Source organism: Rhodanobacter umsongensis (assembly GCF_042654965.1).
Lineage (GTDB): Bacteria > Pseudomonadota > Gammaproteobacteria > Xanthomonadales > Rhodanobacteraceae > Rhodanobacter > Rhodanobacter umsongensis.
The window spans coordinates 895,731-911,557 of sequence record NZ_JBHSMK010000002.1; the positions used below are offsets into that span (position 1 = coordinate 895,731).

The window sequence follows — 15,827 nt, forward strand, 5'->3', positions numbered from 1 at the left end:
CTAACTCCCCGCTGTGGCCAGCGCGCGGCGCAGGCTGCGCAATGCGCTCCACAGCCGCCGTTTGGCGTCGGCACTGGTCAGCACCAAGGCAGGTTCATCGGCCAGCACGATCTGCGCCTGATGCATGGCCGCAGCCGGCAGCGTGCGTCCCAACGCGTGCGCCTGCGCCTCGCCGAACACCAGATATGCGCGCGCCTCGGGCACGTTCGCGGCGAGCTGGCCGCCATGCACGGTGACGCGCGCAGCACGGGCCAGCGCCGCCCCGCACGCGTTGAGCGCACGGCCGAGCAGATCGAGCTCGCGCGTGCTGCAACCGTCCGGCAGAACCACCACGCAGGCGACCTGCGAGGCTGAGCCCGCCGCGGGCGGAGCAGGCTTGGCAATGTCCGCCGGCAGGCCCGCTGGCACGCGCCGGACCCATGGCGTCACGCCCAGCGCACGCAGCACGCGGTCGCGATGGCTGGCCGACACGTGCTGGCGCGGGTCCGCGCTCATGCCGCATTGCGCCGTATGCGGCGCCGATGGCCAGCCAGTCCCCATATCGTCCACACCGGCCCGGACAACAGATAAAGCGTGAAACCGGCAAACAGGACCCGCGCGGTATCCAGGATCAGCAGCGCCAGCAACAGCACGGCGCCGACCATCCACACGAACGGCACGCGCTGGCGATCGCCCATCGGCAATGATTTGAAACTGAAATAGCGGAACCGGCTGACCATCAGCAAGCCGACGACCACCGCGATCACCGGAGTGACGAAACAGAAATCGCTGCCGGCCAGGCCGAACTTGTCCACGCTCCACACGAACGACATGCACACCGCCGCCGCGGCCGGGCTGGCCAGCCCCTGGAAATAACGCTTGTCGGCCACGCCGACCTGGGTGTTGAAGCGCGCCAGCCGCAGTGCGGCACAGGCGGCATAGATGAAGGCGGCAGCCCAGCCCAGCTTGCCCCACAGCGGGCCGAAATCGCGCAGCGCCGACAACGACCACGTATACATCACCAGCGCCGGCGCCAGCCCGAAGCTGACCAGGTCCGAAAGCGAGTCGTACTGCACGCCGAACTCGGTTTGCGTGCCGGTCATCCGTGCCACCCGACCGTCCATGCCGTCCAGCACCGCCGCGATGAACACCGCCACCGCCGCATCGGTGTAGCGGCCGCCGATGCTGGCGATGATCGCGTAGAAACCCGCGAACATTGCACCGGTGGTGAACAGGTTCGGCAGCAGGTAAATGCCCCGGTGTCGGGGCGGCCGGACGGGCGTGGGCTCGCTCATGTATCAGGACCGTGACAGGATGCGCGCAGTGTAAACCATCGCTTGCTTGAGTCCGGACCGCCAGAGTGATAACAAGGTAGCCTGTCGAATTCCCGTGAAATGGAGAACACCATGCATCGTTCGCTGATTGCCGTGGCGCTGTTGCTGCTGGCCCCGCTGGCCACCGCCCAGGTCTACAAATGGACCGACGCCAGCGGTACGGTGCACTACTCCGAAGCGCCGCCGGTGCAAGGCACGAACTACAAGCAGGTGAAGACGACCGGCACCGTGGCTCCCTTGGTCGCACCGCCGCGCAACACCGGCGAGGGCGAGGGCGATGGCAGCGGCAGCAGCGAGCCCACGTCCGAACCGGCCAAGCCGGTGGCCGATACCCCGGAAAACCGCGCCAAGCTTTGCGACTCGCTGAAAGCCAACCTTGCCGCTTTGCAGGGCAGCGGCCCGGTAGTCATGCAACAGGACGGCAAGGCCACGGCGCTGGACACCGACCAGCGCAAGCAGCAGGCCAGTGCGGCGCAGGGTCAGTACAACCAGTACTGTCAGGCCAGATAATCCTCGCCTCATGCGCCGGCGGCGGCCGCGGCTTGCCGCCAGCGACGGCCGGCGGGCCGCTACAATGGGTGTCTTCATTCAAGCTGGACACACCCGCATGCGCCTCAGCCAATTTCATCTGGCCACCGTCAAGGAAGTCCCCGCCGACGCCGAAATTGCCAGCCACCGCCTGATGCTGCGCGCCGGCATGATCCGCCGGCTCGCCTCGGGCCTGTACACCTGGAGCCCGCTGGGCCTGCGCGTGTTGCGCAAGGTGGAGCACATCGTGCGCGAGGAAATGGATCGCGCCGGTGCGATCGAAATGCTGATGCCCTCGGTACAGCCCAAAGAACTGTGGGAAGAAACCGGACGCTGGGAAAAATTCGGCGCGCAGCTTCTGAAAATCAAGGACCGCAAGCAGCAGGAATACTGCTATGGCCCGACCCATGAAGAAGTGGTCACCGACTTTGCCCGCAACGAGCTGAAAAGCTACAAGCAGCTGCCGGTCAACTTCTACCAGATCCAGACCAAGTTCCGCGACGAGATCCGCCCGCGTTTCGGCGTGATGCGCGCCCGCGAATTCCTGATGAAGGACGCCTATTCGTTTCACCTCACGCAGGAATCGCTGGCCGAAACCTACGCGGCCATGTATCAGGCCTACGTGCGTATTTTCACTCGTCTCGGGTTGACCTTCCGCGCGGTGCAGGCCGATACCGGCGCGATCGGCGGCAATGCCAGCCACGAATTCCAGGTGCTGGCCGATTCGGGCGAGGATGCGATCGCTTTTTCGGACGGTTCCGACTACGCCGCCAACCTGGAGAAGGCCGAGGCCCTGGCACCGTCCATCCCCCGCCCTGCTCCCGGCGCTGCGCTGCAACGGGTCGCTACACCGACCCAGAAGACCATCGTCGAAGTCGCCGACTTCCTCAAGGTATTGCCGCAGCAATGCGTGAAGACCCTGCTGGTGCGCGGCCGCGACGGCCTGGTGGCGCTGTGCCTGCGCGGCGACCACGAGATCAACGAGGTCAAGGCCGGCAAGCTGGCCGAGCTGCCCGGCCAGTCGGTGCTGGCCAGCGAGGAGGATATCCGTGCCGCCACCGGTACGCGCCCCGGCTTCATCGGCCCGGTCGGGTTGCCGGCGTCGATCCCCGTCATCGTCGATCGCGATGCCGCCGTGCTGGCCGATTTCGTCTGCGGCGGCAACGCCGACGGCAGCCATTGCACCGGCGCCAACTGGGAGCGCGATGCACGCATGACCCGCATTGCCGATCTGCGCAACGTGGTCGAGGGCGATCTGTCCCCCGACGGCCACGGCGTGCTGCACATCGCGCGCGGCATCGAGGTGGGTCATGTGTTCCAGCTCGGCCAGAAATATGCCGAAGCGCTCAAGGCGACCGTGATCGATGAAACCGGCAAGGCCCAGTTGATGACCATGGGCTGCTACGGCATCGGCGTCAGCCGCATCGTTGCCGCCGCGATCGAGCAACGCCACGACGACGCCGGCATCCTGTGGCCCGAAGCGATGGCGCCGTGGCGCATTGCGGTGTGCGTGATCAATCCAAAGAACCTCCCTGCGGTGAGCGCCGCCGCCGAAGCGCTGTACCAGTCGCTCAGCCAGCGTGGCATCGAGACGGTACTCGACGACCGCGGCTTGCGCCCCGGCGGCATGTTTGCCGACATGGAGCTGATCGGCATCCCGCATCGCGTGGTGGTCAGCGAGCGCGGGCTGGACTCAGGCACGCTGGAATATCGTGCCCGCGAGGAAAGCGAAAGCCGCGCACTCAGCCAGGACGAATTGTTTGCCTTGCTGGATTGAGTGCCGCTGGATGACGCTGGATTAATTGAAACGGCCGCCTCGCGCGGCCGTTTCTCTGTCCGGCTCCGGCGATTTCCGGAATCCGGTATTAAGATTCGGTGTAATGGAATTAAGGCACTTCTTAATCGCGTATCGGGCCGCGGGAAGATGAAACGCGCTTTACAATCATTCCGCAAATCAGCGAGAATCCCTGCTGCACCCTCCGTTTCACTTGTCTGGCCCGCCCGCGATAATAATCAGACCCTGGCCGGACCGCTTATTGCCGACACTCACCCCCCGGGAGTCAAATCATGGCCGTCGATATCAAGAATCTCAATCACACCCAGCTCAACGACCTGATCAGCAAGGCGCAGGTTCGCCAGAACGAGCTGCGCAAGGAGAAGGTCGTCAAGCTGCGTGAGAAAATCCATGCGCTGCTGAAGGCCGAGGGCTATTCCTTCGAGGACATCTTCGGCAGCACGCGTGGCAAGGTCAAGCGCACCACCGGTACCGTCGCGCCGAAATACCGCAACCCGGCCAATCCGGCGCAGACCTGGTCCGGTCGCGGCAAGCGTCCGCACTGGTTCAACGATGCACTGAAGGCCGGCAAGAAGGAAAAGGATCTCGCGATCTGATTACCGTTCAATGCAGCGCCTGAAAAGAACGTCAGCCCTGAAAGCTGGCGTTTTTTTTGTCTGCCCTCATGTACTGCTCCGCACTCTTTTCAAAATCGGGCGGCTGCAAACATGCCGAAATGGTTTCACTGCTTCATGCCCAACGCAACCGGAAGTTACAGGGCCTGGGCCGATCCATTAAAGAGACCTTCGCGGCGACACCAGCAGATCGCCGAACATCAGCCCGGCCACTAGCGAGACCAGCAAGGTCAACAGCAGCAGGCCGGTATCCATGCCCAGGGATGTGTCCCGCTCGAGCAGAAACGACATGCTGCGAAAACCAACGCTGCCCGGAACCAGCAAGAGAATGCCCGGCTCGCGGATGACGGCACCTGGGCGGTGCGCGAATCGCGCATAGATATTCGCAAGCGCGCCCAGCAGAAAGCCGCCGAGGAATACGCCAAACGGCGCCCCCGGCAGCGAGCCGGAAATGGCACCGCCCCAGCGGGTGGCCAGGTAACCCACGGCGACAGCCACGATCACCACCGGCCAGTCGCGACGCGCGGCGCGGAACAGGATGGCAAATGCGATGGCCGCCACCAGCAGCGCCGGATAATCCGTCCAGGCCGGCAGTGCCGGCAGGGAAAAATCCCGCGCGGTGATACCCAGTGCGGTGCACAGCTGGGTAGCGGCGATGGTTCCGAAGGTCAGCTTGAGCAGGGTCGACATCGCACCGCCCATGCGCGCCATGCCGGACACCAGGTGCTGGCTGGAGATTTCGCGTACCGCGGTGGTCAGCGACATGCCCGGTATCAGGATGATCAAGCTGGCCAGCACCACCGACTTGATCGCCAGCGGCACCACGAACGCGCTCACCACGATCGTCACCGCGGTGGCCACCAGCGCACAGATCGCGTCGCTGGCCACCGCCAGCCGCGGCCGGCTGGCCGCCAGCAGGGTGATGCCGCCGATGATCACGCCGATCACGCCGGCGACCAGCAGATCCACCCACGAGCTGTGCAGGAACAGCGCCGCAATGCTGGCGGCGGAGAGACCGTAGCTGGCGAGCAGGCCGATTTTTTCGCGGCGCGTGTCGGGCCGGCCCAGCGCACGCAGCAGGCGGAAGCCTTCGCGCAGATCCAGCTCGCCCGCGATCACGCGATCGGCGATATCGTCGGCATCGCACAATCGCTGCAGGTTCACCTCGCCAGGAGCAAGCCGCATCACCTGCGTCGTCTGCGCCACGGCATCCTCGCCCTCGGCCAGGTCGGCGAAGGAAATGATGACCGCGGTCGGACTGGACCATACGTCGGCCGACAGGCCCAGCCTCTGCGCGGCCCCCGCCACCGCCACCTCGAACCGTGGCGCGGAGGTGCCGTACTGGTGCAGCCGTCGCGCTAGCTCCAGCACAAACGCGATCCGCGTGGCCAGGGCCGTGCTGGCGAACTGCCGCGGACCGATGGCATCGCCGACGCTCATGGCGCCGCGCGCACCTTCAGCGTCGTGCCTTCCACGGCCACCACTTCCACCGTGCTGCCCAGCGGCAGGTCGGGCCCGCTGACCAGCCACTGGCCATCGCCCACGCGCGCCTTGCCGCGGCCGTTGACGATCGGCTCGATCAGCTCATAGCGCTGGCCGATCAGCTGCTCGGCGCGACGGTTCAGCCGCTCGCCGCCGGGCGCGCGCCGTTCCAGCCGCGGCCGCAGCCAGCGCGCGTAGCCGACGCAGAACGCAAGCGCGAGCAGACCGAACAGCACCGCCTGCCCCAGCACCCCCAGCGCGGGAACGACCCACAGCACCACGCCCATCGCCGCCGCTGCCAGGCCGATCCACAACAGGAAATAGCCCGGCAGCAGCAGTTCGCCGGCGATCAGCAACAGCGCCAGGATCCACCACAGGTAATGCGTCGAAAGCTCCCACATGATCCGCTCCTCAACGCGATGGCGACGGCGACGGCGTGATCGACTTCTGCTGCTGGCCCAACGACTCCTTGGCCAGCTCGGCGATGCCGGCCAGCGAGCCGAGGATGCCGGTGGCCTCGATCGGCAGCAGCAGCATCTTCTGGTTCGGCGACTTCGCCATTTCCTTCAGCGCGTCGACATAGTTGTTGGCGACGAAGTAGTTCAGCGCGTTGACGTTGCCGCCGGAGATCGCGTCGGACACCATCGTGGTGGCCTTGGCTTCCGCCTCGGCCGATCGTTCGCGCGCCTCGGCGGTGCGGAACGCCGCCTCCTTCTCTCCCTCGGCCGCCAGGATCACCGACTGCTTCTCGCCCTCGGCCTTGAGGATCGCCGCCTGGCGGAAACCCTCGGCGTCGAGGATGTTCGCGCGCTTCTCGCGCTCGGCCTTCATCTGCCGCGCCATCGCGTCGATCAGGTCGCGCGGCGGCGCGATGTCCTTGATCTCGATACGGTTGACCTTGACACCCCATGGATGGGTGGCCTCATCGACGACCTTGAGCAGTTTCGCGTTGATCGCGTCGCGCTGGCTCAGGCTTTCGTCCAGATCCATCGAGCCCAGCACCGTGCGGATGTTGGTCATCACCAGCGCCAGCGAGGCCTGCTCCAGGTTGGAAACCTCATACGCCGCCTTGGACGCATCGAGCACCTGGTAGAACACCACGCCGTCGACGCGTACCACCGCGTTGTCCTTGGTGATGACGTCCTGGCTGGGCACGTCCAGCACCTGTTCCATCATGTTGATCTTGCGCCCGACCGCCTGGTAGATCGGGACCAGGAAATGCAGGCCGGGGCTGAGGGTGCGGGTGTACTTGCCGAAGGTCTCCACCGTCCACTCGAAACCCTGCGGCACGATGCGCACCAGCTTGGCCACGCCAACCACGACGACGAACACGATCACCAACGCGAGAAGCTGTCCCATTGCCCACCCCCTGCTCCTGAAGAAGCCCTGAGTATAGGCGAGGCCGCGCTCGCCGCGTGGTCATCGAGGTGTCGTGCGGCACGCGCTCGATCCAGTCGTACAGCACCGGCAACAACGCCAGAGTGAGCAGGGTGGACGTGACGAGACCGCCCACCACGGTGACCAGCGGGGCATCCGCCGATCCCGGACGACGGGCCTGCCGTTGGACGATTGCATCGCTGTGCGGAGACCTGCGTTACCGGCTCACTACCGCCTGCGGCAAACGCAGACTCACCCGCAAACCGCCACCTTCGCGATTGGCCAGCAGCACGCGGCCGCCGTGCGCCTCGGTGATCTCGCGCGCCAGTGCCAGGCCCAGCCCGGTGCCGGAACGCTTGGTCGAATAGAACGGCAGCAGCGCCTGGGCCAGCACGGTCTCGCTCATGCCGGGGCCGCGGTCGGCCACTTCAATACGCAGCTCGGTACCGACCTCGAGGATCGACAGCGTGACTTCGTCTTCGGCGCCGCCTGATTCGTGCGCGTTCTTGATCAGGTTGATCAGCACCTGCTCGATCTGTACCGCATCGAATACGCCCGGCTGCTCCGGCGGCGGCATGGCCAGCCGATACTGGCAATGCAGTGCCAGTCCTTCGAGAAAGCGCGCCCATTCGACCGCCACCGGCTGCGGCGTGGGCAGCTTGGCGAAGCTCGCATAGCCGGCGATGAATCCATGCAGGTGCCGCGCGCGCTCACCAATCGTGGCGAACACGCTGGGCAGGCGGTCCAGTTGACCGCGCCGGGCCAGTTCGGCCCCGGAGTGGGCCAGCGAAGAAATTGGCGCCAGTGAATTGTTGAGTTCGTGGCTGATCACCCGGATCACCCGCTTCCAGGTCGCCACTTCCTGCCGCGAAAGCTCGCGCGTCATGCGCCGGAACAGCTGCAGCCGATGCGGCCGGCCCTGCAGGCGGAACGCGCGCTGCGACAGGTGGAAGGTTTCCTCGCTGCCATCCATCTCCACGCTGAGCAGCGCGTCCTCGCCGCTTTCCACTGCCTTGCGCAGCGCCTCCGGCGCGTCGACCAGCAGGGCCGCAAAATCCAGGCCGACCAGATTGCGTCCTTCGTTGAACAGGTGACGCGCGGCGATGTTGGCGTAGGCGACGCGGCCTATCGAATCGGTCAGCACCAGCGCCACCGGCGTGTTCTGCACCACGGTATCCAGCAACAGCTCGCGTTGCACCAGGTGCTGGCGCTGCTCGCGCAGGGTTTGCCCCAGCGCGTTGTGCATGCGGATCAGTTCGCCCAGCTCGTCGCTGCGGTTGATCGCGATGGAAAAGCTGAAATCGCCATCGCGGTAGCTGGCCACCGCACCCTCCAGCGCGCGCAGCAGGCGACTGACCGGTTCCATCACGCGGCCGGCGAGCAGAAACGCCAGCGGCAGCAGCACCAGCACGCTGACCAGCAGGCCACCGTAGATGCCCAGCTGCATCGGCGCGCGTATCGACAAGGCCATGTCCTTGCGCAGCCAAAGCAGCAACTGCGGCAGCGGCCATTGGGTGATGCCTGCGTAGATCAACGCCCCGGCCAGGCCAGCCACGGCCAGCAGCCAGGTCAGTCGACCCTGCAACGAGTTCAGGCGGCGCCACATCGGCTGGCCTCCCCGACGTGGCCAGCCGATATCAATGGCGGCATGTGGCGTCCATCGGCGCTTGCGCGCAGTCTACCGGTGGCCGTCCGTTCTGCCAGGCGCGATCGGTGCCCATCACGGCCGCCTTGTCGGTTGCACTGGGGGGCGGCTGATCCGCCGGACCGGGCCGCTGGCGATCCTTGAATTTGAAATGGCTGCGGGCTGGCGTCGCTTCCACCGCCGAATGGCCGCGGAAGCCGGCCGAACTGGCGACCGCCGGGCGCGCTGCCCAGCTATCGTTCTGGCTCGATGTCGCCGGCGCCACCTGCGCCGTCGCCGCGGCGGCGATCAGCCAGGTCGACGCCATCAGGGCAAGTCGAAAACGCATGGCGCCACTCCTGCTGTAGGGATACGGCCATCTTTGTACGGCATGCCGACAACGGCAAGCATGCTCACCCGTCAAACCACCTCAGGCCGGTGCCGCCAGGCCATAGCGCTCCATCCGCCGATACAGCGCCTGCCGCGACAGGCCCAGGTTCTGCGCGGCGCGGCTGACCACGCCATCGGCCTTGTGCAGGGCGGCTTCCACCGCTTCGCGACTGGGCTCGTCCAGGTTGCGCGCGGCGGCCACGGCATGCTGCGGCAGATTGAGCAGGTCGGGTGTGATCGGATTGCTGCCCGTCAGCAGGGCGGCGCGCTCGATCGCGTTCTTCAGTTCGCGCACGTTGCCCGGCCACGGATAACCCAGCAACGCCTCGCGCGCGGCGTCGCCCAGTTCGGCGCGGCCATCGAGGAAAAACTCGGCCAGCGGCAGGATGTCATCGCTGCGCTCGGTCAGCGGCGGCAGGTTCACCTCGATCACGTTGAGTCGGTAATACAAATCCTCGCGGAACGTGCCGGCGCGGATCATCGCCTTGAGGTCGGCATTGGTGGCACTCAGCACGCGCACCTTGACCTGCCGCGTGCGACCGGAGCCGAGCCGTTCGAACTGGCCGGTTTCCAGCACCCGCAGCAACTTCATCTGACCGGGCAGCGGCAGGTTGCCGATCTCGTCGAGGAACAGCGTGCCGCCATCGGCCAGTTCGAAACGCCCTTCGCGGGCCTTGTTCGCACCGGTATACGCGCCGGCATCCGCGCCGAACAGCTCCGCCTCGATCAACTCGCCAGGCAACGCGCCGCAATTCACCGCGACAAACGCGCCGCGTTTCACCGCCGAGTTCGCATGCACGATCGCCGCGATGCGTTCCTTGCCAGTGCCGTTGGGGCCGGTGATCAACACCGGCACATCCGAGCGGGCGATCTGGCAAGCCAGGTCGAGCGTGCGCGCCATTGCCTCGGAGGCGAACACCAGTCCATCGAGGTCGTACTTGCGCTGCAATTCTTCGCGCCGCTGGCGTCGCTCACGTCGGCTACGGTTGATCTCGCGCGTGGATTCGGACAACTCCAGCAGGTTCTCCACCGTGGCCAGCAGCTTGTTGTCGTCCCACGGCTTGGCCAGGTAATCCGCGGCGCCGGCCTTGACCAGCTCCACTGCCGTTTCCAGGTGCGTCCACGCGGTGAGCAAAATGACTGGCAAGTCCGGGTGGCGTTCGCGAATCGCACGGAACAGCGCCACGCCCTCCTCGCCCGAGGTGGTGTCGGCGGTGAAGTTCATGTCCTGGATCACCACGTCCACCGCCTCGCGCTCCAGCACCGCCAGGCCATCGTCGGGGGTCAGCGCCGTGAGCGGGCGGATCTCGTGCAACGACAACGCCAGCGACAGCGCCTCGCCCACGGCCGGGTTGTCGTCGATGATCAGGACGGTTCGCATCTTTCTTCTGCACATGCGGACATGGATGCCGCTCGGACCACAAAGGTTGCCATGACTATGGTCATGCGTATAGCTCCGCAACAATCAGCTCCCACTCGCCCGGCATTGCCGGGGCGAGGGCTGCAAAGGCTCAAATCGACCTGGTCGCTACTACGGGCGGCATCGCCGCCGCACGCAGGGCCGGCCCCAGCACCGCCAGCTGACCCAGCAGCCACAACGTCAGCGCACCGATCGGCAGATAGGCCAACGGCAGGCGCGGCAATTCGTATTGCTTCATCAACAACAAATTCAGCGCGACGGCCAGCAGCAATCCCAGCGCGATGCCACCGCTGACGATCAGGAAATTCTCGGTCTGGAAGTAGCGCAGGATGTCGCCGCGGGTGGCGCCGATGGCTCGCCGGATGCCGATTTGCCGGCGCCGCTGCTGCACCCAGAAGTTGGCCAGGCCGGCGATGCCCAGCCCGGTCACCAGCAGCATGGCGGCGCATACCATCGACAGCAGCCAGGCCAGCGACGCGTCCCGCCGGAAATAGGCGGCGCGCACGTCGGCGTAGCTCCCCTGGGCATCGATCAGCATGTCGGGGTTGAGCCGCAGCAGCAGATCGGAGGCCTCGCGCAACACACGATCATGGTCTCGCGGGTTCACCTGCATCACGTACAGGGCGGACAGGAACGGCACCGGCTTGACCGCGAACATCGCCGTGTACTGCGGCACGAAGTCCTTGCGAAGATAGCCGCGCACCAGCCGCTCGACCACGCCGACCACGGTGTAGCCGCGCGTCGGGCTGCGCCAGATTTTCTGCCCGATCGGGTTCTGACCCGGCCACAGCTTGTCGGCGAGGTCGCGAGTGATGATCACGGCCGGCGACAGCGGCTTGGTGGACGCATCCAGGCCATCGTATTCGGCGTCGCTGAAATCGCGGCCCTGCACGATCTTCACGCCGAGGGTATCCAGATAGCCCGGCGTGCCGGCAAACATGCCGACGCTCGGGCCGCGGATCTTCATGTCCGGCGTCAGCCACGGCCTGAAATTGATCGACATGTTTTCCAGCGGCAACGGAAACATCGCCACCGCCGACTTCACCCCGCCCAGGCCACGCAGCGCGAGCAAATTCCGGGCGACCAGCGGCGCGTTCGCCTCGTCGCCGACGCCGTCGTTGTGGACGTAGATCAGCTGATCCTCGGCCAGGCCGGTATCGATCTGCATCAGTTGCACGCGCTGGTGGATGATGAAAGCGGCGTTGCACAGGATCGCGAAGGCCACCGCGATCTCCACCACCACCAGCAGGCATACCAGTTTGTGTCGCGGCAGGGCCGCCATGACGTGACGTAGCTGCATGCGCAAGCCTCAGATTGTCTTGAGCTGGAGGGCGGGCGCGATATGGCAGGCTCGCCACGCCGGCAGCCATCCCGCGCACAGGCTTGCCGCGATCGAGAGCACGAACGTGGCGGCGAAGGTGGCAACGTCCAGATGCGCAAGGCCGGCGTACTCCGCCGGGCTCTGGCGGATTCCCCACAAGCCCAGCCAGGCCAGCAGCAAGCCGAGCACGCCACCGGCCAGGCCGACGGTGGCGGCTTCCACCAGACACTGGAAGAAGATCTGCCGGCGTGACGCGCCCAGGGCGCGACGCACGCTGATGTCCGTGGTTCGCTGCAGGAACTTGGCCAGCAGCAACCCGGCCGTGTTCATCAGGCAGACCAGCAGGAAGCCGAAGGCGATCCACGCCTTCAGGCGCACGTCCGACGGCACCACGCCATTCTGGTCCAGCCACTGCATCACGTCGGGCAGGGCGATGTGCGGCGGCCCCGTGTAAGTGAAGCGACCTTGCGCCTGCTGCTCTCGCGAATAGTTCGCGAGAAAGTCGCGATAGCCGCGTGCCTTGGCCGGTGTACCCAGTTCGACCCAGAAATTCAGCCACAGGCAGGGCTGGTTTTCCAGGTGGGTGTCGTCGGTGGTGCTGCCGAAGCAATCCAGGCTGTAGCCGGTGATCTGCAGATCGGCCAGATCGCGCGAGGCCAGGAAGGGAATGAATACGTCGTCGCCCTCTCCGTAGCTCTCGCGGTCCAGCTCGTAGAAATGCGGCGCAGGCCGCCAGTCCTCGATCACACCCACGACGCGAAAATCCCACTTGCCCACGCGGATCGGCTGGCCAAGGCCGTCGCGGCCGTGAAACAGCCGTTCGTAGGCGCTGCGCGACAGTACCGCGACCCTGGCCTTCCCCAAGTCATCCGCCGATGTCCATGAACTGCCATGGATGAATGACACGCCGAACATCGGGAAGAAATCGGCCGTCGTCGCCAGCGCGTGCAGGCTCATCGCACGCGCCCCCGCGTCCGTTCCTTTTGCCTTTACGTTGCCGCCCGCCATGATCGCCTGACGGTCCGCGCGGTGCGCCTGCCACAGGTTCATTGCATCGACGTAGGTCAGCTGATGGGGCAGTTCATGCGGCTCCGGCGGTTTCGGATCGAGCTGCGGATGGAACAGCGTGCCGCTGCGGCCCGGCAGCGGATCGCCGGACAGCAGGTGGAACACCGTCAGCGTGGTCATGCTCGCGCCGATGCCCAGCCCGATCGCCAGCACCATCAATGCAGTGAGCACCGGATTGCGCTTGAGGCTGCCCAGCGCCAGATCGATGTAGTAGCCCAACATTCCGTGTGTCCCCTTGATCCAATGCCCCTCTCCTCGCGGAGCGAGGAATGGGGCAAGGGCTCGGCGGAGCGCAGTGCTCGCTCCCCCGAACCCTCATCCACCCTCCGCACTTTCTCCCCAGAGGGAGAAGGAACAAACATCACACCGATCGCGTCGCCACCACCGGCGGCACCGCCGCCGCGCGCAACGCCGGGCCAAGCACCGCCAGCTGGCCGAGCCCCCACAGCACCAGCGCCCCGATCGGCAGGTAGTACAGCGGCAGGCGCGGCAGCTCGTAGTGCGTCATCAGCGCCAGGTTCAGCGCGAACGCCAGCAGCATGCCGAGCAGGATGCCGCCGGTGACGATCAGGAAATTCTCGGTCTGGAAGTAGCGCAGGATGTCGCCGCGGGTGGCGCCCAGCGCACGCCGCACGCCGATCTGCCGGCGTCTCTGCTGCACCCAGAAACTGGCCAGGCCGACGATGCCCAGCGCGGTGACGCCGAGCATGGTGACGATCACGCCGATCAGCAGGTCGATCATGATGCGGTCGGACTTGAAGTAATCCGTGCGCAGATCGGTGATGGTCTGGCTGTTTTCCTGATCGAGCACCACGTCCGGCGCGATCTTCGCCACCGCATCGCGCGCCTCGCGCAACACGCGAGGCAGGTCGCCCGGACTGGCGCGCAGCAGATACGTTCCGGCCAGTGAACCCCCGGGCAGCGTGGGTGTGAATACCGTCCACTCCGCCGCCTGCGCGCCCCAGTCACGCGGATGCGCGCGCGCCAGATGGTCGACCACACCCATCACGCGGAAGTGCAGCTTGTCGCACCAGAATTCCTTGCCGATCGGGCTTTCTCCCGGCCAGGCGTGTTCTGCCAGCGCGCGGCTCACCAGCACCTGCGCGTCCATGGGAGCGAAATTGGTGGCGGGACGATAATCGTCCGCCTGCGGCATGCGGCCCTCGACCAGTTTCAGACCCAGGACCTGGAACGTACCCGGCTCGCCCAGCACGAAATCCACGACACCCATCGTGCTCTTGAAACTGTCGGCATCGCGCGAAATGCCCGCAGCGCCTACTTGCGGTCCGAACGGCACCTGACTGATCAGGGTGACCGCCTGCATGCCCGGTATCGCGCGCAGCCCGGTCAGCATGCGGGCGTTGACATCCGCCGCCTGCGCCGGCTCGAACCCGTTGACGGTCAGTACGGCCAGCGAGTTTTCGTCGACGCCGCTGTGCGTCTGGATCAGCTTCCAGCGCTGGGCCACCAGGAAGCAGGCGTTGCACAGCACCGCGCAGGCCAACGCGACCTCCATCGCGATCAGCAACGTGGCAAGCCGGTGGCGGCGCAGGGCGGCGAGTATGGGTCGAATCTGCATATGCGTTCTCCTCACAGCGCCTTGAGTTGCCAGGCGGGAACCACGCGACTGGCCCGCAACGCGGGGATCAGCCCGGCCAGCAGGCTGGTCGCGACCGCCGTCACGAAGGTAGTTAGAAACATGACGGTATCCACATGCGCGAGATGCGCGTAGTCCACCGGCTGCTGACGCACCAGCCACAAGCCGGTCAGGGTCAACAGCCAGCCGAAGAAGCCACCCAGCAGACCGATCACGCCGGCTTCGACCAGACACTGCGAGAAAATCGCGCGGCGGCTTGCACCAAGCGCGCGGCGCACGCCGATCTCGCCGCTTCGGCGCAGGAATTTAGCCAGCAGCAGACCCACCGCGTTGAACAGGCAGATGGCGAGAAATGCGGATGCCAGCCACGCCTGCAGGCGCACGTCGTCCGGCACCATGCCGCGGGCAGTCAGCATCGTCATCACATCGCGCACCCGGACGTGCTCCTTGCCTATCGCAAAACGCCCCATCGCCTTCTGCTGCTCCGCGTAATCGGTCACGAAGCGCGCGTAGGAACCGACCTTGGCTGGGCTGTCCAGTTCCACCCACAGCCACACCCACACGCAATCCGAGTTCTGCAGGTGGTGCGTGTCGTCCGGCACGTGCCAGCAGGTATAGGCCTGGAAATTGCCCTCGTTGATTTCCATACTGCTAGCGAAAGGCGCGAATACGTCTTCCGTCTTGCTGAAGTTCTGGCTCCACGGGTCGTAGAACAGCGGCGTGGGCCGCCACGGTTTGAGCACGCCGACAATGCGCACGTCGGTGTCGCGCACCCGCAGGCTGCGGCCGACGCTGTTGGCGCCGCCGAAGAGCTTGGCGTTCAGATCGGCCGAGATCACGGCCACGCGAGCGTGGCTCGCATCGTCCTGAGCACTCCAGCCGGAGCCGTACTGGAACGGCACCTCGAACATCGGGAAAAAATCCGCAGTCGTGGAAAGCAGGCTCAGGATCAGCGGCGGGCGCCCCGTTTCCGGCGCACGCACTTTCACGGAGCTGCTGGTGACGAGAGCCTGACGGTCGGCGCGGTGCGCGTTCCACAGGTCCGTCGCCGAGCGATAGTCCATGGCGGGATAGGGTTCCGGGTGGTCCGCCCTGGCGGGATTCTCCGGATCGACTTGCGGGAAAAACAGCACGCCGCTCTTGCCGGGTATCGGGTCGCCGGACAACAGGTGCACCACCGTCAGCGTGGTCATGCTGGCGCCGATGCCTACGGCAATGGCCAGCACCATCAGCGCGGTGAGTACCTTGTTGCGCTTGAGGCTGCGCAGGGCCAGGTCGAGGTAGTAGGCAAACATCTT

Annotated in this window: 15 protein-coding genes; 3 read left to right on the forward strand and 12 right to left on the reverse strand. The window is 65.9% G+C overall.

The window, feature by feature from the left end; all coding sequences use genetic code 11:
• Both ACFPME_RS04360 and ACFPME_RS04365 read right to left on the reverse strand, forming a co-directional pair.
• A complete protein-coding gene (locus ACFPME_RS04360) occupies positions 1–495 on the reverse strand; it encodes a hypothetical protein (RefSeq protein ID WP_377302393.1) in 495 nt (164 codons plus the stop codon).
• Positions 492–1,274, reverse strand: a complete 783-nt coding sequence (locus tag ACFPME_RS04365) for a CDP-alcohol phosphatidyltransferase family protein (RefSeq protein ID WP_377302395.1) — start codon at positions 1,272–1,274, stop codon at positions 492–494. The genes ACFPME_RS04360 and ACFPME_RS04365 overlap by 4 nt, the downstream gene beginning before the upstream one ends.
• Before the next feature lie 111 nt (positions 1,275–1,385).
• Between ACFPME_RS04365 and ACFPME_RS04370 the strand changes: the two genes are divergently transcribed.
• From ACFPME_RS04370 to ACFPME_RS04380, 3 genes are all read left to right on the forward strand, one after another.
• Positions 1,386–1,823, forward strand: a complete 438-nt coding sequence (locus tag ACFPME_RS04370; RefSeq protein WP_377302397.1) for a DUF4124 domain-containing protein — start codon at positions 1,386–1,388, stop codon at positions 1,821–1,823.
• 97 nt (positions 1,824–1,920) lie between these two features.
• Positions 1,921–3,618 (forward strand): proline--tRNA ligase, encoded by a 1,698-nt coding sequence (locus ACFPME_RS04375; protein WP_377302399.1) that lies wholly within the window; start codon positions 1,921–1,923, stop codon positions 3,616–3,618.
• Positions 3,619–3,908: 290 nt separating this feature from the next.
• A complete protein-coding gene (locus tag ACFPME_RS04380) occupies positions 3,909–4,232 on the forward strand; it encodes an H-NS histone family protein (protein WP_377302401.1) in 324 nt (107 codons plus the stop codon).
• 177 nt (positions 4,233–4,409) lie between these two features.
• On the opposite strand, the gene ACFPME_RS04385 is transcribed toward ACFPME_RS04380, so the two are convergent.
• From ACFPME_RS04385 to ACFPME_RS04430, 10 genes are all read right to left on the reverse strand, one after another.
• A complete protein-coding gene (locus ACFPME_RS04385) occupies positions 4,410–5,690 on the reverse strand; it encodes a threonine/serine exporter family protein (RefSeq protein WP_377302403.1) in 1,281 nt (426 codons plus the stop codon).
• Positions 5,687–6,133 (reverse strand): NfeD family protein, encoded by a 447-nt coding sequence (locus tag ACFPME_RS04390; RefSeq protein WP_377302405.1) that lies wholly within the window; start codon positions 6,131–6,133, stop codon positions 5,687–5,689. The genes ACFPME_RS04385 and ACFPME_RS04390 overlap by 4 nt, the downstream gene beginning before the upstream one ends.
• A 10-nt stretch (positions 6,134–6,143) precedes the next feature.
• On the reverse strand, positions 6,144–7,091 hold the full coding sequence (locus ACFPME_RS04395) for an SPFH domain-containing protein (RefSeq protein ID WP_377302407.1): 948 nt from the start codon (positions 7,089–7,091) through the stop codon (positions 6,144–6,146).
• A gap of 235 nt (positions 7,092–7,326) precedes the next feature.
• Complete coding sequence (locus ACFPME_RS04400; protein WP_377302409.1) at positions 7,327–8,715, reverse strand: sensor histidine kinase; 1,389 nt, start codon at positions 8,713–8,715, stop codon at positions 7,327–7,329.
• 31 nt (positions 8,716–8,746) lie between these two features.
• The gene (locus ACFPME_RS04405) at positions 8,747–9,082 is read right to left on the reverse strand and encodes a hypothetical protein (protein WP_377302411.1); all 336 of its coding nucleotides are present in this window, start codon (positions 9,080–9,082) and stop codon (positions 8,747–8,749) included.
• Between the two features lie 81 nt (positions 9,083–9,163).
• On the reverse strand, positions 9,164–10,504 hold the full coding sequence (locus ACFPME_RS04410) for a sigma-54-dependent transcriptional regulator (RefSeq protein WP_377302413.1): 1,341 nt from the start codon (positions 10,502–10,504) through the stop codon (positions 9,164–9,166).
• Positions 10,505–10,634: 130 nt separating this feature from the next.
• On the reverse strand, positions 10,635–11,843 hold the full coding sequence (locus tag ACFPME_RS04415; RefSeq protein WP_377302415.1) for an ABC transporter permease: 1,209 nt from the start codon (positions 11,841–11,843) through the stop codon (positions 10,635–10,637).
• A gap of 9 nt (positions 11,844–11,852) precedes the next feature.
• The gene (locus ACFPME_RS04420) at positions 11,853–13,154 is read right to left on the reverse strand and encodes an ABC transporter permease (protein WP_377302417.1); all 1,302 of its coding nucleotides are present in this window, start codon (positions 13,152–13,154) and stop codon (positions 11,853–11,855) included.
• Positions 13,155–13,293: 139 nt separating this feature from the next.
• Positions 13,294–14,511, reverse strand: a complete 1,218-nt coding sequence (locus ACFPME_RS04425; RefSeq protein ID WP_377302420.1) for an ABC transporter permease — start codon at positions 14,509–14,511, stop codon at positions 13,294–13,296.
• Positions 14,512–14,522: 11 nt separating this feature from the next.
• The gene (locus ACFPME_RS04430) at positions 14,523–15,824 is read right to left on the reverse strand and encodes an ABC transporter permease (RefSeq protein WP_377302422.1); all 1,302 of its coding nucleotides are present in this window, start codon (positions 15,822–15,824) and stop codon (positions 14,523–14,525) included.
• Positions 15,825–15,827 lie beyond the last annotated feature (3 nt).

Excerpts from the sequence above, each read along its gene's own strand:
- ACFPME_RS04360 (WP_377302393.1), bottom strand. The coding sequence starts at position 495 with ATGAGCGCGGACCCGCGCCAGCACGTGTCGGCCAGCCATCGCGACCGC.
- ACFPME_RS04365 (WP_377302395.1), bottom strand. The coding sequence starts at position 1,274 with ATGAGCGAGCCCACGCCCGTCCGGCCGCCCCGACACCGGGGCATTTAC.
- ACFPME_RS04370 (WP_377302397.1), top strand. The coding sequence starts at position 1,386 with ATGCATCGTTCGCTGATTGCCGTGGCGCTGTTGCTGCTGGCCCCGCTG.
- ACFPME_RS04375 (WP_377302399.1), top strand. The coding sequence starts at position 1,921 with ATGCGCCTCAGCCAATTTCATCTGGCCACCGTCAAGGAAGTCCCCGCC.
- ACFPME_RS04380 (WP_377302401.1), top strand. The coding sequence starts at position 3,909 with ATGGCCGTCGATATCAAGAATCTCAATCACACCCAGCTCAACGACCTG.
- ACFPME_RS04385 (WP_377302403.1), bottom strand. The coding sequence starts at position 5,690 with ATGAGCGTCGGCGATGCCATCGGTCCGCGGCAGTTCGCCAGCACGGCC.
- ACFPME_RS04390 (WP_377302405.1), bottom strand. The coding sequence starts at position 6,133 with ATGTGGGAGCTTTCGACGCATTACCTGTGGTGGATCCTGGCGCTGTTG.
- ACFPME_RS04395 (WP_377302407.1), bottom strand. The coding sequence starts at position 7,091 with ATGGGACAGCTTCTCGCGTTGGTGATCGTGTTCGTCGTCGTGGTTGGC.
- ACFPME_RS04400 (WP_377302409.1), bottom strand. The coding sequence starts at position 8,715 with ATGTGGCGCCGCCTGAACTCGTTGCAGGGTCGACTGACCTGGCTGCTG.
- ACFPME_RS04405 (WP_377302411.1), bottom strand. The coding sequence starts at position 9,082 with ATGCGTTTTCGACTTGCCCTGATGGCGTCGACCTGGCTGATCGCCGCC.
- ACFPME_RS04410 (WP_377302413.1), bottom strand. The coding sequence starts at position 10,504 with ATGCGAACCGTCCTGATCATCGACGACAACCCGGCCGTGGGCGAGGCG.
- ACFPME_RS04415 (WP_377302415.1), bottom strand. The coding sequence starts at position 11,843 with ATGCAGCTACGTCACGTCATGGCGGCCCTGCCGCGACACAAACTGGTA.
- ACFPME_RS04420 (WP_377302417.1), bottom strand. The coding sequence starts at position 13,154 with ATGTTGGGCTACTACATCGATCTGGCGCTGGGCAGCCTCAAGCGCAAT.
- ACFPME_RS04425 (WP_377302420.1), bottom strand. The coding sequence starts at position 14,511 with ATGCAGATTCGACCCATACTCGCCGCCCTGCGCCGCCACCGGCTTGCC.
- ACFPME_RS04430 (WP_377302422.1), bottom strand. The coding sequence starts at position 15,824 with ATGTTTGCCTACTACCTCGACCTGGCCCTGCGCAGCCTCAAGCGCAAC.